Origin of the sequence: Brevibacillus soli, from assembly GCF_044759095.2 — a bacterium.
Lineage (GTDB): Bacteria > Bacillota > Bacilli > Brevibacillales > Brevibacillaceae > JBIYSM02.
On the sequence record NZ_JBIYSM020000005.1, the window covers coordinates 108,353 to 119,418 of the forward strand.

Below are 11,066 nucleotides of genomic sequence, written 5' to 3' on the forward strand. Positions count from 1 at the left end.
GGGGGACAGGATGATTCGCTGGGTTGTCAAGCTTCTGTTGAATGGAGCGGCCCTGTTGTTGATCAGCAGTTGGTTTGAATCGGTTCAGGTGGAGAATTTTTCTGTGGCGGTTCTCGCCGCATTTATCCTGGGGCTGGTAAACAGCTTGATTCGACCGGTCTTGATGTTTCTCACCCTGCCGCTTCGATTTATGACCCTGGGATTGTTTTGGTTTGTGGTAAACGCCGTGACATTTGTCCTGACGGCTTACCTGATTGACGGCTTTGAACTGGGAGCATGGCCCGCCTCTTTGGGCACGATTATTCTAGCGGCAGCTGCCATGAGTCTATTCAGTTGGTTGATTGATTGGGTTGTCAGAAAAAAGAAGAAAGGGTAGAAGACAGAAAAAATGACCACCCGATGAGGAGTGGTCATTTTTTCTAGCTATCATGTTATTCGCCGCGCATATGAGGCGGTTTCGGTTCGTGGAGGTTGGAGATACACATAATACCGGCAAGGTTCATGGAAGACAGCATGGCAAAGAACCCGCAAGACAAGACCGCTAACTTCTTCAACATTTTCAATCAACCCTTTCTTGAAAATGATTTTTCGTATTGCTCCATCGCCCGGTAGGCCAAAGGGTGGAGCAGTAACGATTGAAGCAATACGGCAATACTGTACGCATGGCCTAGTTGTTTATAGTCAAAATATACCAGAATTTGGGAGATTGCGCAACCGGCAATTAGGATTAATAGAATGGTTTTTCTATTTCTTCTACGAATGTGTTCATCGATCTGCACATAGGTATGCGGGGCCGGAGCGTATCGAAGGTTTATCCAAAAAGAAAGAACCGTTGAAGAGAGGACAAACCAGAAGGAGAACCAGCCATGATCAGCCGGGAGCTGTTTTGCCAACAGCGCCGCTGCCAGCATGAGAACATTTCCGGTGATGAAGCAGGCCAGAGCACCCTTGAAATGTACGCCGCCTGTAAAATTGCGCAACAGCATATAGATCCCGGAAACCGTAATTGCTTCCACGACACAATCGAACAGTGTGGAAATGGCAATCAAGGAAACGGCGCCAAGCACCTGCCATAAAAAAATCTCAATCCCGTGGGAAACTTGTCCGACTGTGTAAGAATCTCCTGCAGGTACGATTTTTCTGGCAATGCGGATGGACAACTTCTCAGCCCAACTCATGATGACGACCTCCTTGCGATTTTAAATCGAAAAGACGATGCGAAAACGAGTGACGCCATCTTTTGATTCAACGTAGATGTTCCCGTTGTATTTTGAGATCACTTTTTTTACAACGGCCAATCCGACACCCCCTTCTCCATTGGTTTTGGTGGTGTACCTCAAATCAAATATTTCTTCCAGTTTATCGGGAGGAATAGTAGGACCGCTGTTTTCGATGATGAGTGATTCTACCTGGTTATCCTGTGTCCACTGCAATCGTATGTAACGGTTGCTGTCCGGCTCGTGAAGGGTTGCCCGAATGGCGTTGTCCAGCAGATTTCCCAGTACTTTAATGAAGTCATTGGTTTTGATAAACGAAAACTGCGACTCGGATTCGATTTCAATGGAGAAGGAGATGTGATTGGCGACACAGATGGCCATTTTGGAATGGAGCAGAGCAGAAACGGCTGGGCTGTTCACTCCTTCCACCACTTGTACGATGTTGGTTGCCTCTTCCAACAGCATTTTGACGTAATCCGTTGCATGGTCATACATTTTCTTTTTCAGGAAACCATCGATTGCGGTATAGTGATTCACGGCATCATGCTTGATGGAGCGGATGGCCGTTACCAGGTCCTGGATGTTCTGCAAATAAGGAGTCTCTGTCTCTGCTTCAACCCGGTGAATCGTCAACTGCAAATAGACTCGAAACAGCCAGATCATGATAATGAACAGAGCGAGGATCAGCCATAATAACAGAGGCACATTTTCGAGCAGGAACATATCCATCGAGTTTGATTTCGCCAGAAAGAGTCGGGTGCTGATTGTCAAAATGAGGAGAAACTCAATTGCTCCTACTACGATGAGCATCGAGAGATATTGGTTTGTCTTTGTTTCGGGCAATAATTTTTGCAAGTCGAAGCGATTGCGGCGCAAAACGTATGTAAGTCCGAGCAAGGTCAGAAGGTAAAGCCATACGGCCGAGTATAAATACAATCGGTTGTTCAATATTTGTTCCAGATTGATGGAGAATAGATTAAAGAATGTGATGATAAAGGATTCTGCCAGCATAATGCACCCGAAGCTGCTCGCACTGATAATCACTGTCTGCAAGGCACGTTTTTGAAACAATAGGGTGACGAGCAGATTCATATAGGTGAACAGGGCAAGAATCTTGAATTCATACGTGACTTGAAAGGTGGTCAGTAAAAAACTGCCTATGCCGAACAGTACGCTAAACAATAGCCCTCGTTTCAGCATGGGAAGGATGGAAACGTTGAACACAGCCAGCCCAAGGGCCAGGACGATGAACGCTTCCGGTACATCAATCAGGATGAAGTTGAGAAGCAAGTCCAAAATGGTGTTCCCCCTCTTTCTACACGAAGAAGATAACGTCAGCAATGTATTTCTGTCACGGGAACGTTTCAATAATTGATGAAATTGTTAGAAATCAAACTAATTCTATCTTACTGTAATTACAAAAAAAAAGGTAGGGATATTCGAAGCGGCGCAGTTGAGAGGACAGGTTGTCTCCGCAGGCGTCTGTTCGCTACAATGGAAGTAGTTTGAAAAAACGGACTTGAACATGACCGCTGGGGGAGGAAGAAACGCTTGCGCAAAACAAAAGTAAGTCATCTCGTGGAACATTTTCAAATGAAAGTCCTGAGCGGTGAAGAAGGATTGGGCCGGGAAATTACCGTAACGGATCTGAGCAGACCAGGCCTCCAGCTGGCTGGATACTATTCCTACTATCCGGAAGAGCGGATCCAATTGTTAGGGCTGACGGAGATCCATTTTTTTGAAACGTTGAGCCGCGAAGAACGACTGGAACGGATGAGGTTTCTCATGCACGAACGGACGCCGTGCTTCTGTGTGGCACGGAATCAAACCGTGCCCGACGAGGTGCTGGCGATCTCCAATGAACGTTCCGTACCAGTCCTGCAGTCGCCGCTTGCGACAACCTCGCTGGTGAGCAAGCTGACCAACTACCTGGAGAACCGGCTGGCACCGACTACCACGATTCACGGCGTACTGACAGACATTTACGGGGTAGGCGTCCTCATCATGGGATCGAGCGGTATCGGGAAAAGCGAAGCGGCTTTGGAGCTTGTAAAGCGCGGACACCGGTTGGTTGCGGACGATGCTGTGGAAATCAGGCAGACACAGGGCGGACAGCTGGTAGGCAGTGCGCCGGAACTGATTCAACATCTGCTGGAGATCCGCGGTGTCGGGATCATCAACGTCATGACCATGTTTGGCGCAGGGGCGGTACGCAACGTGAAAAACATTGCCATGGTGGTCCAGCTGGAGCTGTGGGAGCCGCACAAGCAGTACGAGCGACTGGGATTGGACGAAGAGCGGATTAAAATCATGGATACGGAGATCCCGGTGATAACCGTGCCTGTTCGTCCCGGCCGCAACCTGGCTGTCATTATCGAAGTGGCCGCGATGAACTTCCGCCTGAAACGAATGGGCTACAATGCCGCCGTTCACTTTTCCAAAAAGCAGATGGACGCCATCCTGGAAGACAGCGATTCCGATCTCTAGACGGCTGACAAGAAGGAGCAGACGAGCAGATGAGGCAGACCAGACGTTATTCCGTGAACGGCGCCAATCCGTTGTGGCAGCTGTATCAAACGGTGAGCTTTTGGAAAGTGGTGAAAAATTTTGCTGTGATACAAATTGCCCGCTATACGCCGTTTCTCTCTTGGAAAAACTGGCTGTATCGCACTTTTCTGCGCATGGAAGTGGGAGAACAGACGGCAGTGGCGCTGATGGTGATGATGGATATCATGTTTCCCGAGTTGATCAAAATCGGTCGAAACTGCGTCATCGGCTACAACACCACCATCCTGGCCCACGAGTACCTGGTGGATGAATACCGGCTGGGGGAGGTGCGTATCGGGGATCGTGTACTGATAGGGGCAAACTCTACCATTTTGCCGGGCGTGACGATCGGCGAGGGTGCCGTGGTAGCAGCGGGAACGGTTGTGCATAAGGACGTTCCGGCCGGCGCATTTGTCGGGGGAAACCCCATGCAGATTATCAGGGAGGCAGGCTCCGCCGAATAGATCGGCGAGCCTTTTTGTTTTAGTATATGAGAATTAATAACATTGGGACATCGAATACAGCCACAAGGAAAGGGTTCGGGGCCCCAGCCGACACCAGCGTTAGCTGTCGCCGGGTGGGTATGTAAAAATAGTTCGACTATTTCGCTTCCGGTTGACCGTATCCGGTTTCCGTGATACTCTTCTACATAACGCTTTAGTTTATTAGCATATTAGCAGAGTAAAGCATTTGGAGGGAAGAGCAATGTCGAAGCCGTTGGGATTTGAAAAACCGCTGGGGATGCGGGACATATTGCCGGAATCACTGGCGAAACAACGGCATTTGGAGCTTGCGCTGCGCCGTTGCATTGAGCAATGGGGATACGATGAAATCTGTACCCCCTCGCTGGAGTACTATGACACGGTTGGTGCAGCCAGCGCCACTTTGACGGATCGGATGTTCAAACTCCTTGACAAGCAGGGGCATACGGTCGTGCTGCGTCCCGACATGACGACACCGATTGCCCGTGTGGTTTCTTCTTTATATAAAGATGTGTCACTGCCCATCCGGCTGTTTTACCAGGCAAACGTGTTCCGTGCCCAGGAAAAGGAGGCGGGCCGCAATGCCGAGTTTTTCCAGACAGGGATAGAACTGATCGGGGATGCGACCGTAGACGCTGATGCTGAGGCGATCGCACTGGCTGTATTCTGTCTGCAGGCGGCAGAGGTTTCCACTTTCCGCATCGCCATCGGGCATGTTGATTTCATTGACGGCCTGCTGGAGGAAATCGTGCCGGAGACGGAGGCGCAGGCTCAGTTTCGCCGCTATCTCTACGAGCGGGACTTCGTCGGCTACCGTCAATTGGCCGATCAGCTTGACATTGCTGAAGAAGCAAAGAGGCGCCTGCACGCGCTGCTGCGTCTGCGGGGAGGAAAAGGCAAAATCGCCGAAGCCCGCGAGCTTACGATCAACGGGAAAGCCCGCAAGGCCGTTGAGACTATCGCCTCGCTATGGGAAGCTCTGGAAGCGTACGGTGTAACCGAGTACTTGCTGCTCGATTTCAACCTGATCAGCAACTTGAACTACTACACGGGTATCGTGTTTGAAGGATATGCAGCCGATCTGGGCTCGCCGCTGGTTGGAGGTGGCCGGTATGACGGCCTGCTGGCACAGTTCGGACGACCCGCACCGGCGACAGGTTTTGCCATCAAGATGGACCGGCTGATGCAGGTGACGGCTGCGACTGTGGAACAGGAGCGGCCGCGGACGCTGCTCTGCTACGCGCCGTCACGCCGGCGGGAAGCGCTGCAGGAGGCGCAGCGGCTGCGTGAGGAAGGCATCGTCGTTGTAACACGTTGTATTCTGGATCAGGCGGAATGGAAGGCGTGCCGTGCGGAAGCGGATGGCAACGCGTTATTCCTGACCGAGCAGGAGGAGTCAAGATGAGCTATTCCGATCAACCGCAAAAACTGACCATTGCCATGCCAAAGGGGCGCATTTTTGAAGAGTCCGTCCACTTTTTGCAGCAGGCCGGTCTGCAGGTCACGAGCGACTTGAAGGAATCCCGGAAGCTGATCATTCCGGTGGAAAACGCCCATCTGGAGTTTATCCTGGCGAAGCCGACGGATGTCCCCACCTATGTGGAGTACGGAGTGGCCGATGTCGGAGTGGTGGGCAAGGACGTGCTGCTGGAGGAAGAGCGGGACGTGTATGAACTGCTCAATCTGCAGATCGGGTACTGCCGCATGACAGTAGCCGGTCTACCGGACTGGAAACCGACAGAGGCGCCGCGTGTGGCCACCAAATATCCGCGAATTGCGTCCCGATACTTCCGTGAGCAGGGGCAGCAGGTGGAAGTGATCAAGTTAAACGGTTCTGTGGAACTGGCTCCGCTGATCGGATTGGCGGACCGTATCGTCGATATCGTCTCTACCGGCCAGACGCTTCGGGAAAACGGTCTGGTGGAGCTGGAGCATATTTGTGAAATCACGACGCGGCTGATTGCCAATCGGGCCAGCTACCGGATGAAAAGCGAAGCGGTAGACGACATCGCCAACAAATTTTTGCAGGCCATCCCGAAGGAATAGGTGAGAGGTGTGACAGACGTGATCCGATTGGTCAAAGCCGATGAATACGATACCAAGCGAAATATAGAAGCCGGCACCCGCCAACAGCAGGAAGCGGTCCGCGAAATTTTGGCGCATGTACGCGCAGAAGGCGACCAAGCTCTGCGTGTCTATACGGAGAAGTTTGACCGCGTTGCGCTGACTTCGTTTCGCGTCAGTGAAGGGGAGTACAAGGAAGCGGAGGGGCTGGTGTCACCGGACGTTATTTCGGCCCTCAAAGAAGCGGCTGCCAACATCCACGATTTTCACCAACGCCAGGTTCGTCAATCGTGGTTTACCACCAAGGAGAGCGGCACGCTGCTCGGACAGATCGTTCGGCCGCTGAAACGCGTCGGTCTGTATGTGCCGGGCGGGACGGCAGCGTATCCCTCCAGCGTACTGATGAACGCGATTCCGGCCAAGATTGCGGGGGTAAAAGAAGTGGTGATCACCACGCCTCCGGGACCGGACGGAAAAGTAAACCCGGCCATTCTCGTCGCTGCCAAAATCGCCGGGGTCAATGAGATTTACAAGGTAGGCGGGGCCCAGGCGATTGCGGCGCTTACGTATGGTACCGAGCAGATTCCGGCCGTCGACAAGATCGTCGGTCCGGGAAACATCTACGTCGCTTTGGCGAAGCGGGAAGTATTCGGACTGGTCAGCATTGACATGGTGGCAGGGCCGAGCGAAATCGTCGTTCTCGCCGACGATGCGGCGAACCCGCGTTACGTGGCGGCAGACCTGCTTTCACAAGCGGAGCACGACCCGTTTTCCGCTGCTGTGCTGGTCACTCCGTCCCTGTCTTTGGCGGAGGCGGTCAAGAGCGAACTGGAGCGACAGTTGGCCGATCTGCCGCGCCGTGAGATCGCAGAAGCATCGCTGCGCGACTACGGTGCGATTTGTCTGGTAAACAATTTGGAGGAGGGCTTCGAGGTGGTGAACCGCCTCGCTCCCGAGCATTTGGAATTGCTGATCGAGAACCCGTTTGACCATCTGTCCAAGGTGGAGAACGCCGGGGCCATATTCCTCGGACCGTACAGCTCGGAGCCGGTGGGCGACTACTTCGCCGGCACCAACCACGTCATTCCCACCAACGGCACGGCACGTTTCTCCTCGCCGTTGTCGGTGGACGATTTCATCAAAAAATCGAGCGTGGTTTCGTACAGCCGGCAGGATTTGCGTGAGAACGGCCGCAAAATCGTCGCCATCGCCGAGCAGGAAGGACTCACCGCACACGGACGGGCGATCTTGGAACGATTGCGTGATTTTGAAGCGGAAGAACAGGAGCGTGAAGACAAGTGATCAACAGCGTGAAACGAGCGGCGCAGATCGACCGCAAGACAGGCGAGACGGACATTTCCCTCTCTTTCGCCGTAGACGGCGAAGGCAGCAGCCGGCAGGATTCGGGGGTTCCGTTTCTTGACCATATGCTGGATCTGTTTACGCGCCATGGCCATTTTGATTTGACCGTGAAGGCAAAAGGGGACATCGAGGTGGATTACCACCACACGGTCGAGGATATCGGCATCTGCCTGGGACAGGCGCTGCGGGAAGCGCTGGCTGACAAAAAGGGGATCAAACGCTACGGCAACGCTTTTGTGCCGATGGATGACGCCCTGGCCCAGGTCGTGATTGACATCAGCAACCGACCGCACCTGGAGTACCGCGCTTCCTATCCGTCGCCGCTGGTGGGGCAGTTCCCGACCGAGCTGGTGCACGAGTTTCTTTGGAAGTTTGCGCTGGAGGCGCGGATCAATCTGCACGTCATTCTCCACTATGGACAGAATACACACCACATGATCGAAGCCATTTTCAAAGCGCTGGGGCGCGCACTCGACGAGGCGACAACGATCGATCCGCGCGTGAAGGGCGTTCCCTCGACCAAAGGGGTTTTGTAACATGATCGGAATCATCGACTACGGGATGGGCAACCTGTTCAGCCTCAGCAAGGCGTTGGAGCGCCTTGGCTACGCTTATGAATTCGTCTCGCAGCCGGAGCGCCTCCCCGATTTCGCAGGGCTGATCTTACCGGGGGTAGGGGCATTTGGCGACGCGATGGCCAATATCCGGCAGCTCGGTCTGGAGCAGCCGATTCGAACCTATGCCGAGTCCGGCCGACCCATTCTCGGCATCTGTCTGGGAATGCAGCTCTTGTTTGACAGAAGCGAAGAACACGGACACCACACCGGATTGAAATTGCTGGCGGGTGAAGCGGTCCGCTTCCGCGGCGACTACAAGGTGCCGCACATGGGCTGGAACCAGTTGAGTGTAAAGCAGAGCCGGCATCCGCTGCTGGACGGGGTGCAGAACGGCGACTACGTCTACTTCGTCCACTCCTATCACGTACGGGTAACCGACCCCTCCGTGCTGTTGGCGACGAGCGACTATCATCAGGACGTCACCGCCATCGTCGGCCGGGGCAACGTATGTGGCATGCAGTTCCACCCGGAAAAAAGCGGCGAGACCGGCATGAGGCTGCTGCGCAATTTTGCCAAACAATGTGAGGGGGTCCTGTCATGAGCTTTATCATCTATCCGGCGATCGACATCCGCGGCGGCAAATGCGTGCGCCTGTTTCAGGGAGATTACACCCAGGAAACGGTGTATGCGGACTCCCCGCAGGAGATGGCCCATCAGTGGGTGCAACAGGGAGCGGCCTGGCTCCACCTGGTTGATCTGGACGGCGCCAAGGAAGGGAAGCCCGCCAACGATGCGATCATCAAGGAAATCGCTCAGGCGGTGGACATCCCGGTGCAGGTAGGCGGCGGCATCCGGACGGCTGAACAGATCGCTGACTATCTGGAAGCGGGAGTGGCCCGGGTGATTCTGGGCACCGCTGCCATTGAGGACATGCAATTTGCCGAGCAGGTGCTGAAACGGTACGGCAAGCAGATCGCCATCGGGCTGGACTGCCGCAACGGGTACGTGGCGACTCGCGGCTGGCTGACCACCACCGATGTAAAAGCGGAGGAGCTGGCCAAGCGGCTTGCCTCGCTCGGTGCGGAAACGTTTATCTATACGGACATCGCCCGCGATGGTACCCTCACCGGCCCCAACGTGGAGGAAATCGTTTCGCTGGCGAAAGCGACCGGCAAAGAAGTGATCGCGTCCGGCGGTGTCAGCAAGCTGGCTGACTTGCTCACACTGGCCCAGAGCACGAAGGACGGCGTAGCCGGTGCGATTGTGGGCAAGGCGCTGTACACGGGAGCATTTCCATTAAACGAGGCGCTGGACCGTATTAGGGAGCGTGTGTAGGATGCTGGCAAAACGAATTATTCCCTGTCTGGATGTAAAAGACGGGCGCGTGGTGAAAGGTGTGCAGTTTCTTGGACTTCGCGACGCGGGAGACCCGGTGGAACTGGCGGAGAAGTACAGCAGGGAGGGTGCGGACGAGCTGGTCTTTCTCGATATTTCGGCTTCTCACGAGGGACGCAAAACGATGGTGGAGGTCATCGAGCGGACAGCCGCCAACATCACCATACCCTTCACCGTCGGCGGCGGCATCAACAGCGTGGATGACATGAAGCGCATTCTTCGCGCCGGTGCGGATAAAATCTCGCTCAACACGGCAGCTGTCCTGCGGCCCGAACTGATTCAAGAAGGGGCCGCGGTATTCGGCTCCCAGTGCATCGTGGTCGCCATCGACGCGCGCCGTACGGGTGAGAATCGCTGGGAAGTGTACACCCACGGCGGACGCAATGCGACAGGCCGGGATGTGATCGCCTGGGCGAAGGAAGCGGAAGCGCTGGGAGCGGGAGAGATCCTCTTGACCAGTATGGATGATGACGGTGAGAAAAAAGGCTTTGGAATTGACTTGACCGCTGCTGTTTCCGAAGCGGTCGGCATCCCGGTCATCGCTTCAGGCGGAGCCGGAGCGCGGGAACATTTTTACGAGGTGCTGACAGAAGGGAAAGCGGACGCAGCGCTGGCCGCCTCCATTTTCCACTATGAGGAGACCTCCATCCAAGCCGTGAAAGACTACCTGCTGGGGAAAGGAGTTGTCGTACGTCCATGACGATACCATGGGAACAATTGCGCTTTGATGAAAACGGACTGATTCCGGCCGTTGTACAGGACGCAGTCAGCAAGGAAGTGCTGACGCTTGCCTACATGAACAAGGAGTCGCTTCAGAAGTCGATAGAGACGGGTGAAACCTGGTTTTGGAGCCGCTCACGCCAGGAGCTGTGGCACAAGGGCGCAACCTCCGGCAACACGCAGCGGATTGTCTCTCTGCAGTACGACTGCGACGGAGATGCTCTCGTCGTAAAAGTCGTTCCCGCCGGTCCTGCCTGCCACAAAGGGGTATACAGCTGTTTCTCCGATTCGCTCCTTGCCGATGAGAACGAAGTGCCCCGGACGTCTGACCGTTTTGCCATCTTGAACGAACTGGAGCAGTTGATTGCCTCCCGCGAAGCAGAGCGGCCGGAAGGGTCTTACACCACCTACCTGTTTGAAAAAGGCGTCGACAAAATCTTGAAAAAGGTCGGCGAAGAAGCGGCGGAAGTGATCATCGCAGCGAAGAACCGCAGCCATGACGAGCTGCGTTACGAAGCGTCCGATTTGCTGTTCCACCTGCTGGTCCTGCTGCGTGAACAAAAACTGCCTTTGGACGATGTGTTGGCCGAACTGCAAAAGCGGCGGTAAAGGACCCCACCACTTTCTTTGTAGAAAAGAAAGTGGTTTTTTTATCGTGTAGGAAAGTTTAAGGGCTTCACCGTGTGAAAGCGTCCTGAAATAAACTTTCCGGAACGCATAAA

Annotated in this window: 13 protein-coding genes; 11 read left to right on the forward strand and 2 right to left on the reverse strand. The window is 54.3% G+C overall.

Features of this window, described 5'->3' with window-relative positions; translation table 11 throughout:
- Positions 1-10 precede the first annotated feature (10 nt).
- Positions 11-376, forward strand: coding sequence for a phage holin family protein (locus ACE99V_RS03560; protein WP_400489774.1), 366 nt, complete (start codon positions 11-13; stop codon positions 374-376).
- 187 nt (positions 377-563) lie between these two features.
- Here ACE99V_RS03560 and ACE99V_RS03565 read toward each other — a convergent pair whose 3' ends face one another.
- Together ACE99V_RS03565 and ACE99V_RS03570 are read right to left on the reverse strand one after the other, a co-directional pair.
- Positions 564-1,178, reverse strand: coding sequence for an accessory gene regulator B family protein (locus tag ACE99V_RS03565; RefSeq protein ID WP_400489775.1), 615 nt, complete (start codon positions 1,176-1,178; stop codon positions 564-566).
- Between the two features lie 21 nt (positions 1,179-1,199).
- Positions 1,200-2,513: a sensor histidine kinase gene (locus tag ACE99V_RS03570; RefSeq protein ID WP_400489776.1), complete on the reverse strand. Its 1,314-nt coding sequence runs from the start codon at positions 2,511-2,513 to the stop codon at positions 1,200-1,202.
- A gap of 255 nt (positions 2,514-2,768) precedes the next feature.
- On the opposite strand from ACE99V_RS03570, the gene hprK reads away from it, so the two are divergent.
- The 10 genes from hprK (at position 2,769) to hisIE (ending at position 10,953) form a co-directional block, all read left to right on the forward strand.
- Complete coding sequence (gene hprK / locus ACE99V_RS03575; RefSeq protein ID WP_400489777.1) at positions 2,769-3,704, forward strand: HPr(Ser) kinase/phosphatase; 936 nt, start codon at positions 2,769-2,771, stop codon at positions 3,702-3,704.
- Between the two features lie 29 nt (positions 3,705-3,733).
- The gene (locus ACE99V_RS03580) at positions 3,734-4,228 is read left to right on the forward strand and encodes an acyltransferase (RefSeq protein ID WP_400489778.1); all 495 of its coding nucleotides are present in this window, start codon (positions 3,734-3,736) and stop codon (positions 4,226-4,228) included.
- Positions 4,229-4,469: 241 nt separating this feature from the next.
- Complete coding sequence (locus ACE99V_RS03585) at positions 4,470-5,651, forward strand: ATP phosphoribosyltransferase regulatory subunit (RefSeq protein WP_400489779.1); 1,182 nt, start codon at positions 4,470-4,472, stop codon at positions 5,649-5,651.
- Entirely contained in the window at positions 5,648-6,292 is a 645-nt protein-coding gene (gene hisG / locus ACE99V_RS03590) for an ATP phosphoribosyltransferase (protein ID WP_400489780.1), read from the forward strand. Before ACE99V_RS03585 ends, hisG begins: the two co-directional genes overlap by 4 nt.
- A gap of 18 nt (positions 6,293-6,310) precedes the next feature.
- Positions 6,311-7,612 carry a histidinol dehydrogenase gene (hisD, locus tag ACE99V_RS03595; protein WP_400489793.1) on the forward strand — a complete coding sequence of 434 codons (1,302 nt, stop codon included), beginning with the start codon at positions 6,311-6,313 and terminating at the stop codon, positions 7,610-7,612.
- A complete protein-coding gene (gene hisB, locus ACE99V_RS03600; protein WP_400489781.1) occupies positions 7,609-8,208 on the forward strand; it encodes an imidazoleglycerol-phosphate dehydratase HisB in 600 nt (199 codons plus the stop codon). The genes hisD and hisB overlap by 4 nt, the downstream gene beginning before the upstream one ends.
- 1 nt (position 8,209) lies before the next feature.
- Positions 8,210-8,830 (forward strand): imidazole glycerol phosphate synthase subunit HisH, encoded by a 621-nt coding sequence (gene hisH / locus ACE99V_RS03605; protein ID WP_400489782.1) that lies wholly within the window; start codon positions 8,210-8,212, stop codon positions 8,828-8,830.
- Complete coding sequence (gene hisA / locus ACE99V_RS03610; RefSeq protein ID WP_400489783.1) at positions 8,827-9,564, forward strand: 1-(5-phosphoribosyl)-5-[(5-phosphoribosylamino)methylideneamino]imidazole-4-carboxamide isomerase; 738 nt, start codon at positions 8,827-8,829, stop codon at positions 9,562-9,564. The genes hisH and hisA overlap by 4 nt, the downstream gene beginning before the upstream one ends.
- A 1-nt stretch (position 9,565) precedes the next feature.
- Entirely contained in the window at positions 9,566-10,324 is a 759-nt protein-coding gene (gene hisF, locus ACE99V_RS03615; protein ID WP_400489784.1) for an imidazole glycerol phosphate synthase subunit HisF, read from the forward strand.
- The gene (gene hisIE / locus ACE99V_RS03620) at positions 10,321-10,953 is read left to right on the forward strand and encodes a bifunctional phosphoribosyl-AMP cyclohydrolase/phosphoribosyl-ATP diphosphatase HisIE (protein ID WP_400489785.1); all 633 of its coding nucleotides are present in this window, start codon (positions 10,321-10,323) and stop codon (positions 10,951-10,953) included. The genes hisF and hisIE overlap by 4 nt, the downstream gene beginning before the upstream one ends.
- The last annotated feature ends 113 nt before the right edge of the window (positions 10,954-11,066 follow it).